Consider the following 24,315-nt stretch of genomic DNA (forward strand, 5'->3'; position numbering starts at 1 on the left):
GCAAGCCCGCTCCCACATTTTTCACATGTGCGTCGAAGGTTTGATTGTGGTCTTTCAGGTCCGTGTCGCTGTGACAAGGCAACCCGAGCAGCCAGATTACAGCGGCAGCGCCATGTAGAACTGTGTGCCTTGCCCCGGCCGCGAATACACGCCCATGCGGCCGCCGTGCAATTGCACGATCTCTTTGCAGAGTGCCAACCCCAGGCCGGCGCCGCCTTTCTTGCGGCCCACCTGCACGAAGGGCTCGAAGATCCGCCCTTGTTGGCCGTAAGCAATACCCTCGCCGTTATCTTCGACGCTGATAATCACCCGTTCGCCATGACGGCGCGCCTGCAGACGAATCTGGCCACCCTCTGCGGTGTGCCGCAAAGCGTTGCCTAAAAGGTTATCGAGCACTCGCTCCAACTGAGCCTGGTCGGCATACAGCCTGGGCAATTCTGCTTGGGCCTCCACCAATAACTCGATGTTCTGTGCATTCGCTGGCTCAGTGAATCGAGCCCGTGCGTGCTCCAGCAGGTCGGTGACATCACATGGCCCGAGCGTGAGCTTTTGCAGGCCGTTCTGGTAGCGTGAAAAGTTGAGCAGGTCATTGATAAGCTGCATCAGGCGCTGCATCTCTTCATTGACCGTATCCAGCAGGTCCGCTTCACGAGACTCCGCAGGGAACTTTGCCCGTTCGCGGAACAGCCCGAAGGCCATGTGCATGCCGGTCACCGGTGTGCGCAACTCGTGGGAGGCGCGCAACACGAATTCGCTACGCACCCGTTCGAAGGCGCGCTGTTCAGTGACGTCATGCAGCACCATCACCGCGCCAAGAATGTGGCCTTGGGTATGGCTGACGGGTGTCAGGCTATAGGTCAGCAGGCGTAATTCGCCTTCGACTTCGACTTCCAGGTCTTCCGGCGCCCGCTCGAGGTTGCCGCCACGCAGGACCAACTGAAGTTGTTCATCCATTTCCGGGCGGCCCAGTGCTTCGCCCAGCCCCTGGCCTAAGCGCGCCTCGTCCCAGCCCAATTGGCGCTGCGCCACAGGGTTGAGGTGTTCCAGGCAGCCTTGGCGGTCGATCATCAGTAGGCCATCGTCGATGCTGTCGAGCACCGCTTGCAGGCGCTGCTGGCCGGCCAGCAATTCGTCGACATTGGTCGCCTGATGCTGGCGCAGCGCCTCTGCCATGATGCCAAAGCGGCGCGTCAGCTGGTTCATTTCCGCTGCAGACGAGATGGGCAGCGTCACTTCGAAATCGCCTTGCCCGATCTTGTCGGCGGCTTTGGCCAAGGCTTCGATCGGCCCGCCAAACCGCCGTGCGATGCCGTGGGCAGTGACAAAGCCGATGATCAATACCGCGAGGCCAACCAACCCCAAAAGGCCGGCGATCAGCAATGCACGATCTCGCGATTTGTGTTCGCTGGTGTTGATATTCTCCAACGCTTGTTTGTGTTCGGCGATCAGGCCGTTGCGCAATACATTGAAGGTTTCGGTCAGTTTTTGGTTTTTATTGTTTGCCAGCGAGCTTTGGTGGGCCTCGTCGAACGCCTTGAGGAAGTTCAGGTAGTCGACGCGTGCCTGGCTGAACCCGCTGGGTCTGCCGTCTTGCTGTTCGTGGGCTATACCTTGATCCAGCAGGGCGAAATATTGCTGTTTCGAGGTTTGCAGGGCGGCGGGGTCCGGTTGATCCTCCAGCATCAGGATCAACTGGTCGCCCAAGCTCTGGCGCAGCTTGAGGCCCAGGTCCAGAGTAATGAAATTGCTGCGAATCAACGACTCCTGGCTCTTGGCCATTTGCATGACGCTGACCAGTCCCAGTACCAGTCCCAGCAGGGCGACGGTGATCAGCGCTGAGATGCTCAGGAATAGCCGAGTGCGCAGTTTCATCGCAAGCTTCATAAGGTACAGCTCATAAATTGTACTGTTTACGTTTGCGATAAAGGGTCGACGCGTCGATACCGAGGGTGCGGGCCGCTTGATCCAAGGTGTCGCTGGTGGCGAGTACTGCACCGATATGCGCTTTCTCCAGCTCATCCAGGCTCAGCGCGGCGCCGATACGCGGGGCATTGTTGGTCGGTTGTTCGGCCATCCCAAGGTGGCTGATTTCAACCTTTTCCTGTGGGCAGATGATGCTGGCGCGTTCCACCACGTTACGCAGTTCGCGAATATTGCCTGGCCATCGGTAGTTGAGCAGGGCTTCACGCGCGCTGTCGCTGAAACCGCGTGCCGGTCGGGCGTATTCCTTGACGAAGCGTGCCAGGAAGCGGTCGGCAAGGGTCAGGATGTCCTCACTGCGTTCACGCAGCGGCGGCAGGTGCAAAGTGATGACATTGAGGCGGTAGAGCAAGTCTTCCCGGAAGCGGCCGTCGCGCACCATGTCTTCCAGGTTCAGGTTGGTGGCCGCCAGGATGCGCACATCAGCGCGCCGGGTGACCGGGTCGCCTACGCGCTCATATTCCTTGTCCTGGATAAAACGCAGCAATTTTGGCTGCAAGGTGAGCGGGAAGTCGCCGATTTCGTCGAGAAACAGCGTGCCACCGTCGGCCTGGTTGACTCGGCCCAACGTGCTCTCACTGGCACCGGTAAACGCGCCGCGGCTGTGGCCGAACAACTCGCTTTCCATCAATTCCGCCGTCAATGACGGGCAGTTGATAGTAACGCAGGATTTTTTCGAACGTTTGCTCCAGCCATGAATGGCCCGCGCCAACTCACCTTTACCGGTGCCGGACTCGCCCAGAATCAGGATATTGGCGTCCGTGCCCGCGACTTGGCGTGCGGTTTCCAGTACCACCATCATCGCCGGGCTGTGGGAGTCGAGCCCGTCCTTGGGCTGGCGTACTTCGCCTTCCAGTGCTTCCAGGCGTGCGGACAGTTGGCGCACTTCCAACTGCTTGGCGGTGGCCAGCCGTAATTGGTCTGGGCTGCACGGTTTGACCAAGTAGTCGGCGGCGCCGGCCTGGATCGCATCGACTGCGGTGTCTACGGCGGAATGCGCGGTGACAATCACCACGCGCATCCACGGTGCCTGGATACGCATCTGGGCCAATACATCCAGGCCGTTATCTTCACCCAGACGCAAATCCAGGAAGCACAGGTCAAACACCTGGCGTTGCATCAGGGCATCGGCTTGGGCGGCGCTGTTGGCAGTCGCTACGTTGTAGCCTTCATCTTCCAGGCAGTAACGGAAGGTGCGAAGGATCGCGGATTCGTCATCCACTAAAAGAATGCGGCCTTGAAGTTCCTTGGCTGATTCCATCTGTCCCGCGCTCCTTAACTATGAATGATGCTGTTTAGTCCCGGAATAATCGGGCAAGTTGCATGGTTTATTCTGATTGATAAACGGCGTCTTCGCGCAGGTATCTTCACGCTCTCCTACAAACACGCCGATTGATAGCGTTTTCATGCCTTCTTGCCACTTCGGCAACTCCCCAACTGCTTTCGATCCGTTGATCCGACCATTGGCGGTCGTGCATTTCGCACGGCCTGGACAGAGGCATCGTGCAGGATGCTGGCTTCCATAACCTTGATGCATTCATAACGTGTTGATTTTATTGAGTATTATTTTGTAAAAAATCTGGCATGCACCCTGCAATACCTCTCCTGACAGCGTCATGAACGAATAATCAGAATGCGGGAGAAATGCAGCATGACTCGCCAAAGCCTCAGCAGCCAATTGCGTGTATCGCCAGTGCGCTTGCAGCAAGGTCTGTTCGCCAGCCTGGCCTTGATGGTCACGTTGATCGCCGGCCAGCAGCTGCAGCATTGGCAGCAGAGTCAGCAACAAACCCCGCAATTTGAACGTCCGCTCATGACTCAAACCCATTTCCGTTCCGTTGGCAGCGCTACCGCCGACGTAACCGCCCCGCAATTGAGAGTGGCTGACCAGGATTCCACCCTGGGTGAATTGCCAGCTCAGGAACGTTGGGTGTTCTAGGCAACACAAGGTCGCTTGAGTTGAGCGGCTGCACGGCACTACCGCTGTTACCCCTATAAAAGCGTAAGGAGAATCACCATGTTGAGTTGGGCAATCACATTTCTGATCATCGCCATTGTGGCTGCAGTCCTGGGCTTCGGTGGCATCGCGGGCACTGCCACGGGTATCGCAAAAATTCTGTTTGTGGTCTTCCTGGTGATGTTCATCGCTTCGTTCTTCTTTGGTCGTCGCGGCCGAGGCTGAAAATGACCACTCTGTCTCTCAAAGCTATAGCTGCCGCCCTGCTCTTGGGCGGCAGCGGTTTGGTAATGGCCGCCAATGACGGTCAGACCCGGGCCAACGAATTGCTGAGCGCCGATCCACAGTTTCGTGAGACCTGGCAAGGCGTTGTGAAGAAAGAAGAGCGTCTGCCGGAATGGGTAATGAACCTCTCCGGTACGGCCGAACAAATGAATGCTGTGGAAGAAGATGGCGACAAGTACCTGGTCGGGCCGCTCTGCGAGACAGCAGACACGTGCCTGAACAAGCGCTTGGTCGTTGCGTTCAGCTACAACAAGAAACATGCCTACGCCATGTTGGTACAGGTCCCGGCAGGTCTGCCGGCAGACAAGTCACCGACACGGCACGCCGACTACCGTTTCCTCGGTAAGCCGAATGAAGGCATGCAGAAGCTGCTGATGGAGCAGCTTAAGAAAGATCCGAATTGGTACTAGGTTCCGTCTGACGCATCTGTCGTCTGCGGAGCTGGCGTCCATGGAAAGAAGCCACTTTGTTTCTTTCCTCTTGTATCGCTCGCCAAGGGCGATGCATGACCAGGGGGCCGGGTTGCTCTGATCAATCGAGATCGGCGTGACCTACGGGTACAGGGAGTGCCTGCGCAAGGGCCGGGTCAGGTGAAAAGCTGCGACGCAAGTTCACAAGTCCTCAAGCTTGCTGAACTTGCGGCGGGCTTATGACTCTCATTACCCATCTTCTATGTCGTCCATAGCCGCTATTTTCTTTTCTGCCTCCTCCCAACCATTACTTGGTGTGTCGGAGCGACCTTCTATCTAGAAAATTTTGCTCACGCTATAGGACTTCTCCGACGCCAAGCTCATCAAATCCCAGGCATTTTTGCCAGTGACTTGAAGTCGTCCAACATCTCTGAGCGAGCCTGTATTGGCCGGTCCACGGCATATTAACCTGCTTAAATGGCGTATTTGAACTGACCGTTCGGACAGTTATTTTCAAAAAAAGCCATGCCGATTCGGCATAGGGTAGGCGTTTACGGCATTAGACGTCGCTCCCTTGCATGGGAATAGTTGCGCCTTTTTTCGCCTGCCAGTAAGCCATTTCGGCCACGCTGCGGTGACCTTCTACGGAGGCAGATGCACACACTTTTTCGCTTCCGAGCGTTCCAGATGGCGCATTTGCCTTAAGTCCACTTGAAGTAAGGGTAATGACATGAAGAAGGCAAAGCTAAGCCTCGCCTGGCAGATCCTCATCGGTTTGGTGTTGGGGATCGCAATCGGTGCAGTGCTCAACCATTTCAGTGCTGAAAAAGCCTGGTGGATCAGCAATGTGTTGCAGCCAGCGGGCGATATCTTTATTCGTCTGATCAAGATGATCGTGATCCCGATTGTGATTTCCTCGCTGATCGTGGGCATCGCCGGTGTGGGGGACGCGAAGAAGCTCGGCCGAATCGGTGTCAAAACCATCCTTTACTTCGAAGTGGTCACCACCATCGCTATTGTGGTCGGCCTGCTGCTTGCCAACCTGTTCCACCCGGGCGCCGGCATCGACATGAGTACCCTGGGTACCGTCGACATCTCCAAATACACCGCCACCGCCGCCGAAGTGCAGCATGAGCATGCGTTCATCGAGACGATCCTCAACCTGATCCCGTCGAACATTTTTGCGGCGGTCGCCCGCGGCGACATGTTGCCGATCATCTTCTTCTCGGTGCTGTTCGGCCTGGGGTTGTCGAGCCTCAAGCCTGAGCTGCGCGAGCCGCTGGTGACCATGTTCCAGGGCGTGTCGGAGAGCATGTTCAAAGTCACCCACATGATCATGAAGTACGCCCCGATCGGTGTATTTGCCCTGATCGCGGTGACCGTTGCCAATTTCGGCTTCGCCTCCTTGCTGCCGCTGGCCAAGCTGGTGATCCTGGTTTACGTGGCCATCCTGTTCTTCGCCTTTGCGGTACTGGGCTCGATCGCACGCCTGTTTGGCTTCTCGATCATCAAGTTGATGCGCATCTTCAAAGACGAATTGGTACTGGCCTACTCCACTGCCAGCTCCGAAACCGTGTTGCCTCGCGTGATCGAGAAGATGGAGGCGTACGGTGCGCCAAAGGCCATCTGCAGCTTCGTGGTGCCGACCGGCTACTCGTTTAACCTCGACGGTTCGACCCTGTACCAGAGCATCGCCGCCATCTTTATCGCCCAGCTGTATGGCATCGACCTGTCGATCGGCCAGCAGCTGATGCTGGTGCTGACCCTGATGGTCACCTCCAAAGGTATCGCCGGCGTGCCGGGCGTATCCTTCGTGGTACTGCTGGCCACATTGGGCAGCGTGGGCATTCCGCTGGAAGGCTTGGCGTTCATCGCCGGTGTCGACCGTGTGATGGACATGGCGCGTACCGCACTGAACGTGATCGGTAATGCCTTGGCCGTACTGGTCATCTCCCGTTGGGAAGGCATGTACGATGACGCCAAGGGCGAGCGCTACTGGAACTCCCTGCCACACTGGCGCAGCAAAGAAGCGCTGCCGGCCGGCGAGGCCAGCCGCGGCTGATGCGCGAGTGATTTGAAACAAACCCCGGGAAATCCGGGGTTTGTCGTTTCTGCCAGCCCCGTTATCATTCGCTCCATCTTTCGGGGGATTCAACTGATGCTCAATGGCCTGTGGCTTGGCTTCTTTGTCGTGGCAATGGTGTCAGCACTGGTGCAGTGGCTGGTTGGCGGTAATGCCGGGATTTTTGCGGCGATGGTCGAAAGCATTTTCGCCATGGCCAAATTGTCGGTGGAAGTGATGGTGCTGCTGTTCGGCACCCTGACCTTATGGCTGGGCTTTTTGCGTATCGCCGAAAAGGCTGGGATCGTCGATTGGCTGGCCAGGGCCCTCGGGCCGCTGTTTCGCCGCCTGATGCCTGAGGTGCCCGCTGGCCACCCGGCTATCGGCTTGATCACCCTCAACTTCGCCGCCAACGGTCTGGGCCTGGACAACGCCGCTACGCCTATCGGCCTGAAAGCCATGAAGGCGTTGCAGGAACTCAACCCGATCCCGAACGTTGCGAGCAACGCGCAGATTCTGTTCCTGGTGCTTAACGCCTCCTCGCTGACGCTGTTGCCGGTGACGATCTTCATGTACCGCGCCCAGCAAGGTGCTGCGGACCCGACGTTAGTGTTCCTGCCGATCCTGTTGGCGACCAGTGCCTCGACCTTGGTCGGCCTGCTCTCGGTGGCGGTGATGCAACGCCTGCGTCTGTGGGACCCGGTGGTGCTGGCCTACCTGATTCCCGGCGCACTGGTGCTGGGCGGCTTTATGGCGCTGCTGGCGACCCTGTCCGCCACGGCCCTGGCCGGCCTTTCTTCGATACTCGGCAACCTCACGCTGTTTGGGTTGATCATGCTGTTCCTGGTGATCGGCGCACTGCGCAAGGTGAAGGTCTACGAGGCCTTTGTCGAAGGCGCCAAAGAGGGCTTCGACGTTGCCAAGAACCTGCTGCCGTACCTGGTGGCGATGCTGTGTGCCGTGGGTGTGTTGCGCGCCTCCGGGGCGTTGGATTTCGGCCTGGAGGGGATTCGCCATGTGGTGGCCTGGAGCGGGATGGACACGCGCTTTGTCGACGCGCTGCCGACTGCGATGGTCAAGCCGTTTTCCGGCAGTGCCGCACGGGCGCTGTTGATCGAGACCATGCAAACCAAGGGCGTGGACAGCTTCCCGGCACTGGTGGCGGCGACGATTCAAGGCAGTACGGAAACCACCTTTTATGTGTTGGCAGTGTACTTCGGTTCGGTGGGGATACAGCGGGCGCGGCATGCGGTGGGGTGTGCGTTGCTGGCGGAGTTTGCTGGCGTCGTGGCGGCGATTTCGGTGTGCTACTGGTTCTTTGGTTAAGGCTTAGATTGCTATCGCAGGCAAGCCAGCTCCCACCTGTTTGAATGTATTTACACATCAAAATGTGGGAGCTGGCTTGCCTGCGATGAGGCCCTCAGCGTTTCGCAGCAGTATTGCCCTGCTGCACCACCCAATCCACCACCTGCTTATTCAACTGATCACCCGCCTGCCCAAACGCTGCCACCACCGCCGGCACCTTGGTATCACTCGCAGCCTGCCTCACCTCAAAGCGGCGGCTGGCAATAATCCGCTGATCACTCCCGCGCACCAATCGCGCGTCAAGTCGAATCACCACGTCCACCTGATTACCCCTGTATTCACTCTGAAACACCTGCAACTGGCCGCCCAGCTCGTAGTCGGCCTGCAGGTTGGTCTCGTCGGTGCTCAGCAGCGTTACCCGCCCATCGCGCTGGAAACCGTCCATGAATCGATTGCGCAGCAACACCGGGGTCGGGTCGCTCCAGCGTGAGTTCGTATAGCTGCTGATCAGGTCACCGTTGGGCACCACGGCAATGCGCGGGCTGTCGAGAAACTCGCTGCTCTGCGGCTTTGACACGCGCAGCGACCAACTGACCGGCGTGCCTTGGCTGCTCGTTTGTGCTGAAGCCAGGCGGTATACGTCCGACGGGTCCGGCTTGGGCAAGATCGAGCACGCGCTGATGAGGGCCAGGGCCAGAGGGGCGATCATTTGGTAAGCACGCTTCATGGCGTGAACTCCTTGTTCTTGTCGCTGCCCAGCAGGTAACCGCTGGGGTTGGCTTCGAGGCGGCGGGAGATGGCGCGCAGCGAACCCAAGGTTTCGCGCAGTTCGCGCACGGCGGGTGCCAATTCGTTGAGGCCCTGCATGCCGCTGTTCACCGAGTCCTTGTTGTTGGTCAGCAAGGTGTTGATGGTCGCGGTGCTTTGCTCCAGGGACTTCATTGCCTGCTCGGCGCTGCCGAAGGCCTGCTTGCCTTGCTCGTTGAGCAGGCCATTGGCATTGCGCATCAGCACGGTGGTTTGCTCCAGCGCGGCAGTCGCCTGTTTGCTCACTTGCATCAGTTGCTGCATCACCACCTTGATATCGCCGCGCTGTTCAGCGATGGCGCCGGTGGTCTGCTGCAGGTTGTCCAGCGTATTGCTCAGGCGCTCGACGTTCTCCCGGGAGAACATGTGGTTGGCGTTGTGCAGCAGCAGGTTGATGCTGGTCATCAGGTCGTTGCTGTTATTGAGCAGGCGCGCGATCGGCGATGGCGACGCGATGATTTCCGGCAGGTTGCCGTCCTTGCCCTTGAGTTCGGGGCTTTGCGGGGTACCGCCGCTGAGCTGGATGATCGAGGTGCCGGTGATACCGGTCAGTGCCAGTTTGGCCTGGGTGTCTTCCTTGATCGGCGTTTGCCCGGCCAGGCGAATGCGTGCGAGAACACGGCGCGGGTCTTTCGGGTCCAGACGCAGGCTGGTGACGTCGCCCACCTTGATCCCGCTGTATTGCACCGAGCTGCCCTGGGACAGGCCGCTGACCGCCTCGTTGAACACCACCTCATATTCCTGGAAGGCGCTGTCGACGCTGGACTTGGCCAGCCACAGGCCGAACAGCATTGCGCCGACCACCACGATCACGCTAAACAGACCGATCATCACATGATGGGCTCGGGTTTCCATGTCATACCTCGTTGAGCGATTGAGCGGCAGCCAATGCCGCACGGCCACGGGGGCCGTGGAAATATTCGTGAATCCAGGCGTCGTTCGTTTCCGAGACAACATCGATGGCGCCTGCCACCAGCACTTTCTTCTGCGCCAGCACGGCCACGCGGTCGGTGATGGTGTACAGCGTGTCGAGGTCGTGGGTGACCAGGAATACGCTCAGGCCCAGCGCATCACGCAGGGTCAGGATCAGTTGGTCGAACTGCGCTGCGCCAATCGGATCGAGGCCGGCGGTGGGTTCGTCGAGGAACAGGATGTCCGGGTCCAACGCCAAGGCTCGTGCCAAGGCCGCGCGCTTGATCATGCCGCCGGAGAGTGACGCCGGGTACTTGTCGGCAGCCGAAAGAGGTAGCCCGGCCAATGCCAGTTTGACGGCGGCCAGGTGTTCGGCGTCGGCACGGCTGAGGCCCGCGTGCTCAATCAATGGCAGGGCGACGTTTTCGGTGACCGTCAGCGAGGAAAACAGCGCGCCCTTCTGAAACAGCACGCCAAAGCGCCGTTCCACCAACGAGCGTTCATGTTCCGACAGGCTTGGCAGGTTCTTGCCGAACACCCGTATTTCGCCTTCGCTGGGGCGGCGCAGGCCGACGATGCTGCGCAACAGCACGGACTTGCCGCTGCCGGAGCCGCCGACCACCGCGAGGATCTCGCCTTTATACAAATCCAGATCGAGGTTCTCGTGCACGCTCTGGCTGCCAAAGCGGTTGCACAGGCCGCGCACTTCGATCACCGCCTCGCACGGCGCACGGTGTAGACGACTCACCAGCCCATCTCCATGAAGAACAGCGCGGCGACCGCATCCAGCACAATTACCACAAAGATCGATTGCACCACGCTGGAGGTGGTGTGGGCGCCGACCGACTCGGCACTGCCGCTGACTTTGAAACCTTCGAGGCAGCCAATCGCCGCGATCAGGAAGGCGAAGAAGGGGGCTTTCACCATGCCCACCAGGAAATGCTGTACGCCGATGTCCGATTGCAACAGCGAGAGAAACATGGCCGGCGAAATATCCAGCGCGACAGCGCACACCACCCCGCCGCCGATAATCCCCGAGAGCATCGCCAGGAAGGTCAGCATCGGCAGCGACACCAGCAGCGCCATCACGCGTGGCAGAACCAGCAGCTCCATCGGGTCCAGGCCCAGGGTACGGATGGCGTCGATTTCTTCGTTGGCTTTCATTGAGCCGATTTGCGCGGTAAAGGCGCTGGCGGTACGACCGGCGATCAGGATGGCGGTGAGCAATACGCCAAATTCACGTAGGAAAGAAAACGCCACCAAGTCCACGGTGAAAATGGTCGCGCCGAAACTCTTGAGTACTGTGGCGCCGAGAAACGCGACTACCGCGCCGACCAGAAACGTCAGTAGCGCCACGATGGGCGCGGCGTCGAGGCCGGTTTGTTCGATATGCGCGACCATCGGCGTGATGCGCCAGCGCTTGGGGCGGAAGATGCCGCGAGCGAGGGTTTCGAGGATTACCCCGATAAAGCCCAGCAGCTGATTGCTGTCCTGCCAGACGGTGTGCACCGCGCGGCCGATGCGTGCCAGCACCTGGATACCGGCGGTTTCTTCGGGCGCCTTGTCCGGCACACAAAAATCATTCAGGGAACGGTAGACGGTCTTGAGCAGTGCGCGGTCGGGGGCGGACAGGCTGCAGTCGGTTTGCTCGGCAGATTGCTCGATGCGGTCCGGTCCCAGCAACTCGACCAACAGCGACGCGCCGGCGGTGTCCAGGGCACCGAGGCCATTGAGGTCAATACGGGCACCGGCGTCGTATTGGCCGTCGAGTTTGTCCGACAGCTTCTTCAGGTTTGCATAGTGGGCAAGCGTCCAGTCCCCTGTAATCCTGAGTAACGGGGGAACGGTAGACGAATCGAGATGGGCTGCGCCGGCCGTCGTACGAGTGGTCATAAGCTCCGAGCTTGTTTGGCTATCCACAATCCCTACGTAATAGCACGATACGGCCTACTTTGGCGTGTCCGTTTGTGCTGTGTCAGTGACTTTGAAGCGCAGCACACCGATGACCTGCCCGTCTTCCGTCAACACCCGCACCTGCCAGCGCCCTACCGAATCGGCCGGGAAGTTCTGCTTGTGGGTCCAGGCGCGGTAGCCTTCCTTGCGGCCACCGTGGATATCCAGGGCGATGCGGTCGACCTCTTGGCCGTTGAATTTCCACACATGGTAAATCCGCTCATCCAGCCCGCGCGGTGCGTTGATCGCGGTATAGGCGTACAGCCCGCCACTGCGCAGTTGGGCGGCGCTGACTTCCTTGAGGTCGTCGCCCGGCGTGCGGTCTTGCAGCTGGGTGCTGATCGCGACTTCGGTCATCCATAACGTGGCCGGCGGTACCCAGCTGCGCAGGAACCAACCGGCGCAGCCAATGGCGGCCGTGACTCCCAGCAGCATCGCCCAGCCTTTGATACTGCGCAGCGGCAGGCTTGCGGCCAGGCTTGGAATCGACAATGCCATGGCGACGCCCAGCGCGAGCTTGTAACTCTCGGCGGTGGTCAGGTGCAGGATGATCGGCAGCGCGGTGAGCAGCGCGGCGAACAGAGTCAGGGTGTGCAGCGCCAGGAACAGCGAGCGTTTGGGCGCCAGCCACTTGTAGTACAGCGGGTCGGTAATCGACACGAGTGCCGCCGCACCGAGCAGGCCGGTGAAAATCGATTGGCCACTGTTCCAGCTGGTTGTGACGAAAAAGAACGGCAACACAAAAAACAGACTTTCCTGGTGGATCATCTGGGTGGCATAGCGCAGCAGCGGTTCGGGGATTTCGCGCTTGAAGACTTTGGCGAACAGTTGGGTAAAGCTGTTTTCCAGCATCAGCCACAGCCAGCTCACCAGCATGATCACCGCGATCCAACTGGCCATGCCTTGCTGACGATCCACCAGAATGAAGCTGCACACACCCGAGATAAAACCGCCGAGTGCGATCACCCCTGGATAGCGCTTGATCAGTACGAGAATGCGCTGGATTAGGGGCGGCAGGTTTGGCATGGGCGGTTCACAGTGGGTGTAGGAAAAAACCCGGACAGAATAACGTCTTAGGCCTGGGCTCGGTGCTTCATTACGCGATCCGTTTGCGATAAAGCCGAACGCCGATCAACCCGCTGGCGATCAGCGCAAGCGCACCGACGCCGATCCAGGCCAGGGTGTCATAGCTCAGCAGCGGTTTTTCCACGCGCCAATAGCCCGGTTGGTCGAACACCTGGCGCATCGCCTGATTGGTCTGTGCCAGGGTCACGGCCTTGATGCGCTTCACCGGGTCACTGAAATGGCCGTTGTTGTAGTCGCCCGAGGCACTCCAGTAATAGTCGGCCAGGGCGCTGTTGCCTTGCACTGCCCAGGCCTGGCGGGCGATGGCGGCTTGCTGCAGGCGGGCGAATGTCGTCGGGTCGAGGCCGTCTTTGAGCAGTTGCGCCTTGAGATTTTGGAGCACCTGTTCGGCTTCGGGCAGGTTGTCCCGCTCAAGGTCGGCATTCAGGCTCAGGAAACCGACGCCGCCGAGCACTTCTCGCTCGCTCCACGGACCGTAGGATAAACCGTGCTTGAGGCGCAGTTGACGGTAGAGCGCCCAGTCCAGGTAGTCCTTGAGCAAGTCGTAGGTTTCATCATGTTGATCGTCGAGTACCGGTTCGGGGAACAGCCAGTGCAGCTTGGCACTGTCACCGACCCAGCCGTGGACAAGATCCCGGTGGCTGGCGGCGGCCTGCTGGATTTCCGGGAGCGGCAGATGCTCACTCGGCTCGACCGGGTCGAGTTGGCCATAGGTGCGTTCCAGGTAGGCCGGCAGCAGTTTGTCGAGGTCGCCGACGATGATCAGGGTCATGTTGTTGGGCGCGTACCAATTTTTGCGCAGGGACTCCAATTGATCGCGGGTCAAGTGGTCGACTTGCGCACGTTCGGCGCATTTAAGCCCCAGTTCGACGGCCAGTTGGTTGCTGGCAGTGTGGCCAAGGTCCTGGCGGTCGAGCAGGCGTTGCAGGTGTGAGTAGTGGCCGCCATCTTCGCGTTCGACCACCTGCTTGGCCGCTTTGATGTTGGCATCGGACAGTTCAGTGCGGGTGATGATCGCGAGTAGCAAGTCCAGCACCTTGCGCTGGTTTTGTGCGGGCGCTTCGATCACAAAGGTGGTGTCGGCGTTGCTGGTGTAGGCGTTCCACTCACCGCCGAGGGCCTGCATGCGGTCTTCCAGGTCGCCTTCGCCGCCGCCGTCTATGCCGCTGAACAATAGGTGTTCGAGCAGGTGCGGCAGCTCCTTTTCATCACAACGGAAATCATCCAAACCCACGCCTACGACCAGGCGGATGGCCACATGCCCGCGCTCGGTGCCCGGTTTGAGCAGCAATTGCAGGCCGTTGGGCAGGGTGTAGCCCTCGACTTGCAGACGATCAAAGGCGAAGGCGTGTGCAGAGCCCAACAACAGGCAGGCGAATAACAGGCGACGCATAACAAGCTTCCTGGCGAATGATTGTGGGAGCGGGCTTGCTCGTGAAGGCGGTGGTTCAGTCGGCCGAATCGTCGACTGGCGCACCACTTTTTTCGCGAGTAAGCCCGCTCCCACATTGCCGGTTTGGTTTTAAGTCCATTTTTTACTGACTGTGCAGCCGCCCGTACGTTCAGGGCGAATGGGTGATGTCGGCAATATCTTCAGCGGAGAGTGCACCGGTGTCGGAGGTTTCGAGCACCACATAGGCGCTGCTGCAGAACAGTGAGTTGAGACGCTTCATGTCGGCAATCAGCTCCAAGTGCAAGGAGCTGGTCTCCAGGCTCTGTACGATTTTGCGTTGCAGGCGGCTGACGTGAGCATGCGCCAGGCGGCGTTCCTGGGCGCGAAAGCGGCGCTTCTCGCGCAGCAATTGGCGGGCGCTTTCGGGGTCGGCACTCAGGAACACCGACAGGCCCAGACGCAGGTTGGCAATCAGTTGCGTATGCAGGCCGGCCAGTTCTTCCAGGCCCACTTCAGAAAACTGGCGACGCTGCGAGGTTTTCTGCTGCTGGACCTTGCGCAGCATGCGCTCGATCAGGTCGCCAGCCAGTTTCAGGTTGATTGATAGCTCGATGATCTCGGCCCAACGGCGGCTGTCTTGTTCACTGAGGTCTTCGCGGGGCATTTGCGCGAGGTAGAGCTTGATCGCGCTGTAGAGTGCCTCGACATCATCGCTGAGACTGCGCATTTCCTGGGTAATCGCCGTTTGCTTGCCGCGCAGCACTTCGAGCATGGCGGTGAGCATGTTGTCGATCAAGTCGCCCAAGCGCAGGGTTTCGCGGGCGGCGTTGGCCAAGGCCAGGCTTGGTGTGGCAAGTGAGGCCAAGTCCAGGTGGCGCGGCTTGGCTTTGCCGTTGACCTCTGCTTGTTCCGGCAGTAACCAGGCGCACAGACGTGCCATCGGGCTAATGCTCGGCAGCAGGATCAGGCAGCGGCTGGTGTTGTAGAGCAGATGGAAGGTGATGACCATGCCTTGGGCGCTGTAGTCCAAACCGTCCATCCAGCGCACGAGCGGGTCGAGTACGGGGATGATCAGCAGCAGGCCGATCAGTTTGTACAGCAGGCTGCCCAAGGCAACCTGGCGACCTGCGGCGTTCTGCATGCTGGTGCTGAGGAAGGCCAGCACGCCACTGCCGATGTTGGCGCCGATCACCAGGCCGATGGCCACGTGCAGGCCGATCACACCGGCGCCGGCTAACGTTGCCGTGAGCAATACGGCGGCCAGGCTGGAGTAGGAAATCATTGCGAACAACGCGCCGACCAAGGCGTCCAGCAAGATGTCGCCAGTCAGCGAGGCAAAGATGACTTTGACGCCTTGGGCATGGGTAATCGGCCCGGCAGCTTCGACGATCAGTTGCAGGGCGAGAATGATCAGGCCCAGGCCGATCCCGACCCGTCCCATCTGGCCTGCTCGCGTCTGTTTGCGCGACAGGAAGAAAATCACCCCCAGAAAGATCAGCAGCGGTGACAGCCAGGACAAGTCGAAGGTCAGCACACGCGCCATCAATGCCGTACCGACGTCGGCGCCAAGCATGGTCGCAAGCGCGGGTGTGAGGCCCATCAGGCCCTGGCCGACAAACGAGGTCACCAGCATTGCCGTGGCGTTGCTGCTCTGCACCATGGCCGTCACCAGAATACCGGCGACAAACGCCAGCCAGCGCTTGGACATGTTCTGCCCGATGACTTGGCGCAAGTTGGAACCGTAGACCCGCAAGATGCCGGTACGGACAATGTGCGTGCCCCAGATAAGCAGGGTCACGGCGGAAAGCAGATTGAGCAAGGTCAGCATGCTCGGCCCCCCGTGTGGGTGCGCCCCAATTGGGGCGAAGGAAAGTTGCCGCGTGCCGTTCTACGTCTTGTACTTAAGCTGTAGTTGGCGAATGGGCTCTGCGCCAGCATCGCATAGCTAAAGTAGGTATTGAAACAAAACTGTCATGAAATCAGCTTTTTGCGGATGAAAAAAAGGGGCTTATAAAAGCCCCTTTTTGTCTGGCTCGGGCTTATTGACCCGGAATGTCCTTGCGCAGTTTCACCGGGTCCTGTTGTTTCTTCTTCTTCGCGATCGAGGTGCGCATCTTGATGTTGATCGCTTCCACCGCCAGCGAGAACGCCATGGCGAAGTAGACGTAGCCCTTTGGCACGTGTACGCCGAAGGATTCGGCGATCAGCACAGTACCCACTACGAGCAGGAACGACAGCGCGAGCATTTTCAGCGACGGGTGCTTGTCGATGAATTCGCTGATGGTGCCGGCAGCCAGCATCATCACCAGTACGGCGACGATGATCGCGGCGACCATGACGGGTACATGGGAAACCATGCCCACCGCCGTGATGACCGAGTCCAGGGAGAAAACGATGTCGATGATCGCGATCTGGATGATGGTGTAGATGAACTTGCCACCGGCGCCCTTGGGCTCATCGTGGGTTTCGTCTTCACCTTCCAGTGCGTGATACATCTCCTGGGAGCTTTTCCACAGCAGGAACAGGCCACCGAAGAACAGAATCAGGTCGCGACCGGAAATGCCTTGGCCGAAGACCACGAACAGGTCGGCGGTCAATTGCATGACCCACGTAATCGACAGCAGCAACAGGATTCGCGTCACCATGGCCAGGGCCAGGCCGAAGATCCGGGTGCGCGCTTGCATGTGCTTGGGCATGCGGCTGACCAGGATCGAAATCATGATGATGTTATCGATGCCCAGGACGATCTCGAGGGCCGTCAGGGTGAAGAAGGCAATCCAGATTTCCGGATTGGTCAGCCATTCCATGTGTATTCCTTTGAGCAAGTGTGAAACCGCGCAAGCTGCAGCGCCGCGCGGTTAGGTCGGTAGGATTATAGAGTGCTGAATAGCGGAAAAATCCCCATCAGCAAAGCGGCGAACATTATGCACAGGCATACCAGCACTGCCCACTTGAGGGTAAAGCGTTGGTGATCGCCAAATTCGATGCCGGCCAGGGCGACCAACAGGTAGGTCGAAGGTACCAACGGGCTGAGCAAATGCACGGGTTGGCCAACGATGGAGGCGCGCGCCATTTCCACGGCGGTGATGCCGTAATGGCTGGCCGCTTCGGCGAGTACCGGCAGTACGCCGTAGTAGAACGCATCGTTGGACATGAAGAAGGTAAACGGCATGCTTACCAGCGCGGTGATCACCGCGAGGTACGGGCCCAGCGCGTCCGGGATGACCGCCAGCAAGCTCTTGGACATAGCATCGACCATGCCGGTGCCGGACAGAATGCCGGTGAAGATGCCGGCGGCGAAGATTAGCCCGACTACCGCCAGTACGCTGCCGGCGTGGGCGGCGACGCGGTCTTTTTGCTGTTGCAGGCACGGGTAGTTGACGATCATCGCGATACTGAACGCCACCATGAACAGCACCGGCAGCGGCAACAGGCCGGCGATCAGGGTGCACATCAGGGCGAAGGTCAGGGCGCCGTTGAACCAGATCAGCTTTGGACGGCGGGCGTCCGGGAATTGCGAAACGCTGATCTCGCTGTGGTCGATTTCATCACCTTGCAGGTGCAGTTCACCCAGGCGCGCACGTTCGCGCTTGCCGTACATGTAGGCGATCACCAGGATCGCCACTACACCGGCGGCCATGGCCGGGATCATCGGCACGAAAATATCCGACGGGTCCACATGCAGCGCACTGGCGGCGCGGGCAGTCGGGCCGCCCCAGGGCGTCATATTCATCACGCCGCCGGCGAGGATGATCAGGCCGGCCATGATGCGTGGGCTCATGCCGATACGCTGGTACAGCGGCAGCATGGCAGCCACGCAGATCATGTAGGTGGTGGCGCCGTCACCGTCGAGGGAGACGACCAGGGCCAGCACGGCGGTGCCGACCGACACTTTCAGCGGGTCGCCCTTGACCATCTTGAGGATCTTGCGCACGGCCGGGTCGAACAGGCCGGAGTCGATCATCAGGGCAAAGTAGAGGATGGCGAACATCAGCATCACGCCGGTTGGCGCAAGCTTGGTGATACCCGCAAGCATCATCGGGCCGATTTCCGGTGCAAAGCCACCAAACAGGGCGAACAGGATCGGCACAATGATCAAAGCAATCAGCGCAGACAGGCGCTTGGTCATGATCAGGAACATAAACGTGATGACCATGGCAAAGCCAAGGAAAGTCAGCATAGGAATACTCCAGGCGTAGCGCGGCTAGGGAATGGCGAACCGGTTGGGGGTCAGCGCAGTACGAAAGGCACGTAGCGTACGGTGGGAGTTGGAGCGAACAGGCGGGTACGAACAGACATCAGGAATCACCATTGTTGTTGTTAACAGCCGGTCTGTTGCCGGCAGTGGGGGCGATCCTAGACGGGGAAGCTTTCAGCCAGCTTTCGCTGAGCACTCAGATGATCAGAGGTTCGTAGGACTTCTCTTTAAGGTGGGTTAAGGCAGTTCCAAACCCCCTGCCGCTTTGTGCAGGGCCCGCAGATGCTCACCTACCTGTTTGAGGTTGGCCTCGCAGGCGGCGATCTCGGCAGCGCGGGACGGCTCCAGCAGCACCCGCACCTCTTTATCCAGGTCGCCGCTCAAGGATTGCAGTTGCTTCTGGCGTTCGGCACTTTCCGATTCCAGGCGTTGGGCTTCTGACGGTTGTGGCAGGCCGTAGCCGCTGGTGCCCAGCAGTTCTGCGGGGCGGCTGAGGAAGCCGCTGTTGGCGAGGATCTGTTGTAACGTGTGGTTGGCTTTTTCCATGCCGCCGTTTTTCAGTTCGCGTGCACCGAGGTAGCGTTGTTTGACTTCGTCCTGAGCGAGCATCAGTTGCCTGCGATAGCTTGCCTGCTCCAGCAGCAACAATGCGGCGCTGGTGCGCAGGTCGGCCTGGCTGAACCATTGGCGGCGTTCCTCGGCGCTGAGAGACAGCCAGTCTTCCACCTGGGTCTGTTTAATCGGCAGGTGTTTGCGCAACACGTCGAACATCGCCTGGTAGCGTTCGCGGAACGAGTCGAAGTGATACCCCAGGCGCAACGCCTCGCGTTTGTCATTGAGCACGCTGGTGTCGGCCAGGCCACGGGCGCTGAGTACTTCCAGCAGACCGTTGGGGGTGATGTTGTCCAGGCCGGTCAATTGCGGGTTGGCGCTGCCACTGCGTAACAGTTTCAGGCTTTCCACTGCGCAGTTATTGGAAATGAAGAAGTAGTTGCCGTCATAGCTCCAGTGCATTTCGGCGGCATGCTCGACGGTGTCGTTGATCTCTTGGCGCGAGAGCTTAAGTGGCACTGACGCCAGGCCGCGCAACTCGGTCTTGGTGTATTCGTCGATCACTTGGGCCAGCGGCAGCACAAATAGCCGTGACGGGTACTTGCCCACCAGGCCATCCCAGCTCGACAGCTGTACGTCACCGACAAATGCGCGGTAGGACAGCACCAGGTGCTGGTCCAGGTCCAGCCGGCAATCCGGGCCGCGTGGGCGACCGGGCGCGCAGATCACCAGGCGCAACATGCTGTGGCCCCAGCGGCTGACCAGGTTTTGGTTGGCTTCGGCCAGCAGGTAGTCGATTTCATACACCCGCTCCGGATCGATCTGGCCCAGCGGCGTCTTGGCGAAATCGTTGCCGGCGTTCAGGAACGCGTAGGTCGTGGCGCAGGTGTCTTGCTCGGGCGGCGCCCAGCCGAAGTGTTCCTTGTAATAGCGAAACAGCGCGGGGCGACGGCAGGCGTAGCTCGGGTCGAGGAGGAAGTACTCCATGTTGACGGCCACGAATTCCAGCGGGCTGGTGGTTTCGTAGATGTCCGGGCTGCGGGCGACTTGATGGTTGTGCTGCTCCCGTTCGCCGCGACGCCCCACGTATTGCGGCCATCCGGCAAGGTCCAGCAGGCGCGGGTCGTCACTTAAGGTAAAGCGGCGGTCGTTCTGGCCTCGGCATTGATCGGGGAGGCCGATCAGGCCGGTGATGTTGTTCTGGCGGCTGCAGCGCTGGATCAGTGTGCGCTCGTCTTTGGTCCACAGGCGCGCCCGGTCGTAAATGTGGGTCAGTTCATGCAGCACGGTGGCGAGCATTTCGCGGCGTACGGTGCCGTGGGGGCGGTTGGTCTTCTGCGTGGCCGCGCTGCCGTCGGTCAGGCTGGCAAGCAGGTTTTGGTTGAGGTCCAGTTCGGACACCAGAGATGCCTGGCCATAAGCGTTTTCAGGCATTTTGTCGGTCCAGCCGACATCAATGCGCCGGTCCAGCTGCTCGATAAAGCGCGGCGGCAAAGCGCGCATCGCCTCATCGAGCAATGCCTGGCTGGCCTGCTGTTCGGCCGGGCTCAAGCCTTCGGTCTTGAGCCGCAGTTGCAGGCTGGCCTGGGCTGCGCTTGCACAGAGCAGCACAGTCCCGGCCAGTAGCCAGGCGACTAGCCGCCTCACAGAGCGAGGATAGCTTCGGCGAGAGTCTGGTCACTGGCATCGCGCGCTTCCGGTACGCGGGTTCGCAGGGTGTCGAAGGCGGCTTCCAACTGCGCGCCACGGATCTCGCCATTGGTGGCGACGAAGCTGGCGGCGTCATCGTGGGCTTCGCGCACGATTTTGGAGTCGCGGATGGACGTGGTGGTGTCCGAGGTGAAATCAATGGTGCGGGCCGAGGCACGCACGACGATGTTACTGGTGGCCTTGAGAGTTTGCGCGTGGGCAACATCGGCCAACAACAGCAGGCCGAGAGCGGCGGCGATCAGCGGGCTACGCATGGGATGACTCCAAAATACAAAGATGGAAATACAAAGATGATTATTGGACGAGAATTGCCTGCGCCAGTTCAAGGTCGCTGGCATGAAGTTTTGGCTGGGTCCGACGCAGATAATCCAGCGCAGATTCCAGACGAGCTCCCCGCCATTGGCCGTCAGTGGCAATAAATGCGGCAGCGTCATCCTGGGCGGCCAGTACCAACTTTCTGTCAAAGGGTGCTGACGTCACCTTGCTGGTGGCATACGCACTGATGACGGTGCTCTGGGTGGACACGTCAAAGGCCGAAGCCAGGGGTGACCAGCAGGCGCAAAACAACACGGGAACGATCAACAGGCGGTATGAAAAAGCCATGGGACTCGACAACTGAAAGCGAGCGCCAAGGCTAGCGCAACGCCCCGGCGAGAGCCAGCGCTGACACATCTGGTGGTGGCTGGCGCTCTCTTGGGTCGACTTGGCGTCAGATGGCCAGAATGGCCTGCGCCAACTGTGCGTCCGTTGCGGTGTTCAGCTGGGGAGCCTGTTGGCGGATCTGTGCCAGGGCGCTTTCGAGCTTCACACCACGAATGGCGCCTTCGCTGGCGACAAAGCTGGCTGCGTCGTCGCGGGCCGCTTGCACGACCTTGTTGTCGCGCAGGGAAGAGGTGGCATCCGAGCTGGCATCGGACGTCGCTTTCAGCGCGCCGACGATCGAATCAGTGGTCACGATAAGGCTGCTCGCGTTGGCGTTGGCAGCTACGGCCAACAGGGCGGCAGCACTCAGCAGGCGAAGACGGGACATGGAATCACTCCTGTAGATAATCAAATAAAGCGGCGCAAAGCGCCCACTGTGAAACGGACAGTGTTGCTGTTGAGCATCAGACGCCCGTTCTACAAGGTTCGCCACGTGATGGTGGAATCTTAAGCTGCCGCTTATCCGTTCGGGAAGTTTATTCACTGTTCAATCACGCCAGAACGGCTTGGACAGCTCGGCGATTCGGTCTCCCGAACTGATTCCAGCGTCGGACAGTTCGCGCGGGTCAAGTTGTGCCAGTTGGCGCCGCTCATGGGTTTTTCGTCCCCAGCTGCCTACGGCATGGGCCATACGCACTATCAACTGCTTATAAGATGAAGTGTCTGTCTTCATGGCTGGAGCCTTTCATGAGGTCTTGGGACACCCTGTTGGCTGGCTCGAGCTCACCGATACAGATACACCGAAGTTAAATTGTACTGCTTAACTGTAGTTATTTTTAAACTGTACTGGTTTTCATGAAGTGCATCTGTTTAACGGTACAAAAGCTGAACGCCAGAAACAGCAAAGCCCGCCTCCGGTTACCCGGGGCGGGCTTTGCTTTGACAAATCAGGGTGCTGGCGGTGGACCCGGCGGGTCAGGGCCAGCGGGCGCCAATTAGCGCCAGAACGGCTTGCTCAGCTCTTCGTAGCGTTGCGCTTCGCTGATACCGGCGTCGGCCAGCAGACGCGAATCCAGACGAGCCAGTTGGTGGCGGCTGGAGATGCGGCGCTGCCACAACATCAGGTTGGCGAGAACGCGCAAAGGCAGGGAAGCCTGGGTGTTTACAGCTTTTTCTTCGAAGAACAGATCGGAACTGAGTGTACGTTCCATGATGACATCCTTCCGCTTGTGGCGGGATTAGGTAGTGGTTTAACTGATGCCAATGATCCTCCTCCGACGCAAGACTCTCTAGATACAGTTCACCTGTATTGTGAGGGGCCAGTTAACTGTTTATAGCGGCTGTACGGTACGTAAATGGGGCAACTGTACCTGTCCGCACTGAAACAGTGCGAAATAGGCATTTTAGGCGAGGGGCGTAGGAGAATTCAGTAGGAAATGACCGGTACAGCAGTACAGTTTTTGTAAAAAGTACTGCTGAGATTCCCAAGCTGATGAAACTGTATTTGCATCAGCCTGGATCTGTATCAATCAAGCCTTGAGCATGTGCCCGGTTTCTTCCAGGTTGATGTGCCAACTCAGTGCTTCACGCAGGATATGCGGGGTATGACCGCCGATCGCGCAGGCGGCATTGAAGTAAGTGTTCAGCGCATCGCGGTAGGCCGGGTGTACACAGTTGTCGATGATCACCCGAGCCCGCTCACGCGGCGCCAGGCCGCGCAGGTCGGCAAGGCCAATCTCGGTCACCAGAATGTCGACGTCATGTTCGGTGTGGTCCACGTGGCTGACCATCGGTACCACGCTGGATATCGCGCCGCCTTTGGCTATCGACTTGGTGACGAAGATCGCCAGGTGCGCGTTGCGCGCGAAGTCTCCGGAGCCGCCAATGCCGTTCATCATCCGTGTGCCGCAGACGTGGGTGGAGTTGACGTTGCCGTAGATGTCGAATTCCAGCGCGGTGTTGATGCCGATAATGCCCAGGCGCCGAACCACTTCGGGGTGATTGGAGATTTCCTGTGGGCGCAGTACCAACTTGTCCTTGTAGTGTTCCAGGTTGCCGAACACATCGGCGTTGCGTCGCTCCGACAAGGTAATCGAGCTGCCCGAGGCGAAGCTCAGCTTGCCCGCGTCGATCAGGTCGAACGTTGAGTCCTGCAACACTTCCGAGTACATGGTCAGGTCTTCGAACGGCGATTCGATCAGGCCGCACATCACCGCGTTGGCGATGTTGCCGATCCCGGCCTGCAGCGGGCCGAGCTTGTTGGTCATGCGTCCGGCGTCTACTTCCTGCTTGAGGAAATTAATCAGGTGGTTGGCGATGCCTTGGGTATCGGCGTCCGGCGGCGTCACCGTAGAAGCGGAGTCTGCCTTGTTGGTGATTACGATGGCGACGATCTTCTCGGGCGGGATCGGAATCGCGGTGCTGCCGATGCGGTCGTCGACCTTAACCAGCGGGATCGGCGTGCGAGTCGGCCGGTACGTTGGAATATAGATGTCGTGCAGCCCTTCCAGATTCGGGTTGTGCGCGAGGTTGATCTCAACAATCACTTGCTTGGCGAAAATCGCGAAGCTGGCCGAATTGCCCACGGAGGTGGTGGGCACGATATGCCCTTGCTCGGTGATCGCGACGGCTTCGATGACGGCAATGTCCGGCAGCTTGAGCTGGTTGTTGCGCAGTTGCTCGACGGTTTCCGACAGATGCTGGTCGATAAACATCACTTCGCCTGCGTTGATCGCCTTGCGCAGGGTGCTGTCGACCTGAAATGGCATGCGCCGGGACAGCACGCCAGCTTCGGTCAGTTGCTTGTCCAGGTCATTGCCCAGGCTGGCGCCGGTCATCAGGGTGATTTTCAGCGGGGAAATCTTGGCGCGTTCGGCCAGGGCGTGGGGGACGGCCTTGGCTTCACCGGCACGGGTGAAGCCGCTCATGCCGACGGTCATGCCGTCCTCGATCAGTGCGGCGGCATCTGCCGCGCTCATGACCTTGTTCAACAGCGAAGGCAAGCGGATACGATCACGGTACATGAATTGTTATCTCAGGCTACGGAAGCAAGGTGGGCAGTGT

General features: G+C 59.5%; 23 protein-coding genes. 5 read left to right on the top strand and 18 right to left on the bottom strand.

Annotated elements, in window-relative coordinates; all coding sequences use genetic code 11:
• Window positions 1–96: 96 nt before the first annotated feature.
• Both ACI77D_RS21705 and algB read right to left on the bottom strand, forming a co-directional pair.
• The gene (locus ACI77D_RS21705; protein ID WP_407017458.1) at window positions 97–1,884 is read right to left on the bottom strand and encodes a KinB sensor domain-containing domain; all 1,788 of its coding nucleotides are present in this window, start codon (window positions 1,882–1,884) and stop codon (window positions 97–99) included.
• Window positions 1,885–1,894: 10 nt separating this feature from the next.
• Complete coding sequence (gene algB / locus ACI77D_RS21710) at window positions 1,895–3,241, bottom strand: sigma-54-dependent response regulator transcription factor AlgB (RefSeq protein WP_053253681.1); 1,347 nt, start codon at window positions 3,239–3,241, stop codon at window positions 1,895–1,897.
• A gap of 390 nt (window positions 3,242–3,631) precedes the next feature.
• On the opposite strand from algB, the gene ACI77D_RS21715 reads away from it, so the two are divergent.
• From ACI77D_RS21715 to ACI77D_RS21735, 5 genes are all read left to right on the top strand, one after another.
• A complete protein-coding gene (locus ACI77D_RS21715) occupies window positions 3,632–3,919 on the top strand; it encodes a hypothetical protein (RefSeq protein WP_064450059.1) in 288 nt (95 codons plus the stop codon).
• A 78-nt stretch (window positions 3,920–3,997) separates the two neighbouring features.
• Window positions 3,998–4,162, top strand: coding sequence for a DUF1328 domain-containing protein (locus ACI77D_RS21720; protein WP_003170804.1), 165 nt, complete (start codon window positions 3,998–4,000; stop codon window positions 4,160–4,162).
• Window positions 4,163–4,164: 2 nt separating this feature from the next.
• On the top strand, window positions 4,165–4,632 hold the full coding sequence (locus tag ACI77D_RS21725) for an inhibitor of vertebrate lysozyme family protein (RefSeq protein ID WP_064450060.1): 468 nt from the start codon (window positions 4,165–4,167) through the stop codon (window positions 4,630–4,632).
• Window positions 4,633–5,362: 730 nt separating this feature from the next.
• Window positions 5,363–6,694 (top strand): glutamate/aspartate:proton symporter GltP, encoded by a 1,332-nt coding sequence (gltP, locus tag ACI77D_RS21730; RefSeq protein WP_064450061.1) that lies wholly within the window; start codon window positions 5,363–5,365, stop codon window positions 6,692–6,694.
• A 96-nt stretch (window positions 6,695–6,790) separates the two neighbouring features.
• Window positions 6,791–8,020: a nucleoside recognition domain-containing protein gene (locus tag ACI77D_RS21735; protein ID WP_064450062.1), complete on the top strand. Its 1,230-nt coding sequence runs from the start codon at window positions 6,791–6,793 to the stop codon at window positions 8,018–8,020.
• A gap of 94 nt (window positions 8,021–8,114) precedes the next feature.
• Here the strand turns inward: ACI77D_RS21735 and ACI77D_RS21740 are convergent, their stop codons facing one another.
• The 16 genes from ACI77D_RS21740 to ACI77D_RS21815 all read right to left on the bottom strand — a co-directional run bounded on the left by ACI77D_RS21740 (window position 8,115) and on the right by ACI77D_RS21815 (window position 24,275).
• Window positions 8,115–8,726 carry an ABC-type transport auxiliary lipoprotein family protein gene (locus ACI77D_RS21740; protein WP_407017459.1) on the bottom strand — a complete coding sequence of 204 codons (612 nt, stop codon included), beginning with the start codon at window positions 8,724–8,726 and terminating at the stop codon, window positions 8,115–8,117.
• On the bottom strand, window positions 8,723–9,661 hold the full coding sequence (locus tag ACI77D_RS21745; RefSeq protein WP_053253687.1) for an MlaD family protein: 939 nt from the start codon (window positions 9,659–9,661) through the stop codon (window positions 8,723–8,725). Before ACI77D_RS21745 ends, ACI77D_RS21740 begins: the two co-directional genes overlap by 4 nt.
• Before the next feature lies 1 nt (window position 9,662).
• Window positions 9,663–10,466 carry an ABC transporter ATP-binding protein gene (locus ACI77D_RS21750; protein WP_407017460.1) on the bottom strand — a complete coding sequence of 268 codons (804 nt, stop codon included), beginning with the start codon at window positions 10,464–10,466 and terminating at the stop codon, window positions 9,663–9,665.
• Window positions 10,463–11,611 carry an MlaE family lipid ABC transporter permease subunit gene (locus ACI77D_RS21755; protein ID WP_407017461.1) on the bottom strand — a complete coding sequence of 383 codons (1,149 nt, stop codon included), beginning with the start codon at window positions 11,609–11,611 and terminating at the stop codon, window positions 10,463–10,465. Before ACI77D_RS21755 ends, ACI77D_RS21750 begins: the two co-directional genes overlap by 4 nt.
• A gap of 54 nt (window positions 11,612–11,665) precedes the next feature.
• Complete coding sequence (locus tag ACI77D_RS21760; RefSeq protein WP_221296003.1) at window positions 11,666–12,697, bottom strand: DUF5924 family protein; 1,032 nt, start codon at window positions 12,695–12,697, stop codon at window positions 11,666–11,668.
• 70 nt (window positions 12,698–12,767) lie between these two features.
• Complete coding sequence (locus ACI77D_RS21765; protein WP_221296004.1) at window positions 12,768–14,150, bottom strand: pitrilysin family protein; 1,383 nt, start codon at window positions 14,148–14,150, stop codon at window positions 12,768–12,770.
• Between the two features lie 169 nt (window positions 14,151–14,319).
• Window positions 14,320–15,978, bottom strand: a complete 1,659-nt coding sequence (locus tag ACI77D_RS21770; RefSeq protein WP_064450068.1) for a Na/Pi cotransporter family protein — start codon at window positions 15,976–15,978, stop codon at window positions 14,320–14,322.
• Window positions 15,979–16,189: 211 nt separating this feature from the next.
• On the bottom strand, window positions 16,190–16,957 hold the full coding sequence (locus tag ACI77D_RS21775; protein ID WP_064450069.1) for a TerC family protein: 768 nt from the start codon (window positions 16,955–16,957) through the stop codon (window positions 16,190–16,192).
• Between the two features lie 65 nt (window positions 16,958–17,022).
• Complete coding sequence (locus ACI77D_RS21780; RefSeq protein WP_064450070.1) at window positions 17,023–18,330, bottom strand: CitMHS family transporter; 1,308 nt, start codon at window positions 18,328–18,330, stop codon at window positions 17,023–17,025.
• Between the two features lie 255 nt (window positions 18,331–18,585).
• Window positions 18,586–20,547, bottom strand: a complete 1,962-nt coding sequence (locus ACI77D_RS21785; protein ID WP_407017462.1) for a DUF4105 domain-containing protein — start codon at window positions 20,545–20,547, stop codon at window positions 18,586–18,588.
• Window positions 20,544–20,864 (bottom strand): DUF2388 domain-containing protein, encoded by a 321-nt coding sequence (locus ACI77D_RS21790; protein WP_064450072.1) that lies wholly within the window; start codon window positions 20,862–20,864, stop codon window positions 20,544–20,546. Before ACI77D_RS21790 ends, ACI77D_RS21785 begins: the two co-directional genes overlap by 4 nt.
• Window positions 20,865–20,904: 40 nt before the next feature.
• On the bottom strand, window positions 20,905–21,213 hold the full coding sequence (locus ACI77D_RS21795; RefSeq protein WP_064450073.1) for a DUF2388 domain-containing protein: 309 nt from the start codon (window positions 21,211–21,213) through the stop codon (window positions 20,905–20,907).
• Between the two features lie 106 nt (window positions 21,214–21,319).
• Window positions 21,320–21,640 carry a DUF2388 domain-containing protein gene (locus tag ACI77D_RS21800; RefSeq protein WP_064450074.1) on the bottom strand — a complete coding sequence of 107 codons (321 nt, stop codon included), beginning with the start codon at window positions 21,638–21,640 and terminating at the stop codon, window positions 21,320–21,322.
• Window positions 21,641–21,799: 159 nt separating this feature from the next.
• A complete protein-coding gene (locus ACI77D_RS21805; protein ID WP_082895802.1) occupies window positions 21,800–21,985 on the bottom strand; it encodes a DUF1127 domain-containing protein in 186 nt (61 codons plus the stop codon).
• A gap of 262 nt (window positions 21,986–22,247) precedes the next feature.
• Entirely contained in the window at window positions 22,248–22,463 is a 216-nt protein-coding gene (locus ACI77D_RS21810; protein WP_003214752.1) for a DUF1127 domain-containing protein, read from the bottom strand.
• A gap of 318 nt (window positions 22,464–22,781) precedes the next feature.
• On the bottom strand, window positions 22,782–24,275 hold the full coding sequence (locus tag ACI77D_RS21815) for an acetyl-CoA hydrolase/transferase family protein (RefSeq protein WP_064450075.1): 1,494 nt from the start codon (window positions 24,273–24,275) through the stop codon (window positions 22,782–22,784).
• Window positions 24,276–24,315 lie beyond the last annotated feature (40 nt).

This window comes from Pseudomonas sp. O39 (assembly GCF_045447295.1).
Taxonomy (GTDB): domain Bacteria; phylum Pseudomonadota; class Gammaproteobacteria; order Pseudomonadales; family Pseudomonadaceae; genus Aquipseudomonas; species Aquipseudomonas antarctica_A.

What these genes read in the sequence shown, in the direction of transcription:
- ACI77D_RS21705 (WP_407017458.1), bottom strand. Translation starts at nt 1,884, where the DNA reads ATGAAGCTTGCGATGAAACTGCGCACTCGGCTATTCCTGAGCATCTCA.
- algB (WP_053253681.1), bottom strand. Translation starts at nt 3,241, where the DNA reads ATGGAATCAGCCAAGGAACTTCAAGGCCGCATTCTTTTAGTGGATGAC.
- ACI77D_RS21715 (WP_064450059.1), top strand. Translation starts at nt 3,632, where the DNA reads ATGACTCGCCAAAGCCTCAGCAGCCAATTGCGTGTATCGCCAGTGCGC.
- ACI77D_RS21720 (WP_003170804.1), top strand. Translation starts at nt 3,998, where the DNA reads ATGTTGAGTTGGGCAATCACATTTCTGATCATCGCCATTGTGGCTGCA.
- ACI77D_RS21725 (WP_064450060.1), top strand. Translation starts at nt 4,165, where the DNA reads ATGACCACTCTGTCTCTCAAAGCTATAGCTGCCGCCCTGCTCTTGGGC.
- gltP (WP_064450061.1), top strand. Translation starts at nt 5,363, where the DNA reads ATGAAGAAGGCAAAGCTAAGCCTCGCCTGGCAGATCCTCATCGGTTTG.
- ACI77D_RS21735 (WP_064450062.1), top strand. Translation starts at nt 6,791, where the DNA reads ATGCTCAATGGCCTGTGGCTTGGCTTCTTTGTCGTGGCAATGGTGTCA.
- ACI77D_RS21740 (WP_407017459.1), bottom strand. Translation starts at nt 8,726, where the DNA reads ATGAAGCGTGCTTACCAAATGATCGCCCCTCTGGCCCTGGCCCTCATC.
- ACI77D_RS21745 (WP_053253687.1), bottom strand. Translation starts at nt 9,661, where the DNA reads ATGGAAACCCGAGCCCATCATGTGATGATCGGTCTGTTTAGCGTGATC.
- ACI77D_RS21755 (WP_407017461.1), bottom strand. Translation starts at nt 11,611, where the DNA reads ATGACCACTCGTACGACGGCCGGCGCAGCCCATCTCGATTCGTCTACC.
- ACI77D_RS21760 (WP_221296003.1), bottom strand. Translation starts at nt 12,697, where the DNA reads ATGCCAAACCTGCCGCCCCTAATCCAGCGCATTCTCGTACTGATCAAG.
- ACI77D_RS21765 (WP_221296004.1), bottom strand. Translation starts at nt 14,150, where the DNA reads ATGCGTCGCCTGTTATTCGCCTGCCTGTTGTTGGGCTCTGCACACGCC.
- ACI77D_RS21770 (WP_064450068.1), bottom strand. Translation starts at nt 15,978, where the DNA reads ATGCTGACCTTGCTCAATCTGCTTTCCGCCGTGACCCTGCTTATCTGG.
- ACI77D_RS21775 (WP_064450069.1), bottom strand. Translation starts at nt 16,957, where the DNA reads ATGGAATGGCTGACCAATCCGGAAATCTGGATTGCCTTCTTCACCCTG.
- ACI77D_RS21780 (WP_064450070.1), bottom strand. Translation starts at nt 18,330, where the DNA reads ATGCTGACTTTCCTTGGCTTTGCCATGGTCATCACGTTTATGTTCCTG.
- ACI77D_RS21790 (WP_064450072.1), bottom strand. Translation starts at nt 20,864, where the DNA reads ATGCGTAGCCCGCTGATCGCCGCCGCTCTCGGCCTGCTGTTGTTGGCC.
- ACI77D_RS21795 (WP_064450073.1), bottom strand. Translation starts at nt 21,213, where the DNA reads ATGGCTTTTTCATACCGCCTGTTGATCGTTCCCGTGTTGTTTTGCGCC.
- ACI77D_RS21800 (WP_064450074.1), bottom strand. Translation starts at nt 21,640, where the DNA reads ATGTCCCGTCTTCGCCTGCTGAGTGCTGCCGCCCTGTTGGCCGTAGCT.
- ACI77D_RS21805 (WP_082895802.1), bottom strand. Translation starts at nt 21,985, where the DNA reads ATGAAGACAGACACTTCATCTTATAAGCAGTTGATAGTGCGTATGGCC.
- ACI77D_RS21810 (WP_003214752.1), bottom strand. Translation starts at nt 22,463, where the DNA reads ATGGAACGTACACTCAGTTCCGATCTGTTCTTCGAAGAAAAAGCTGTA.
- ACI77D_RS21815 (WP_064450075.1), bottom strand. Translation starts at nt 24,275, where the DNA reads ATGTACCGTGATCGTATCCGCTTGCCTTCGCTGTTGAACAAGGTCATG.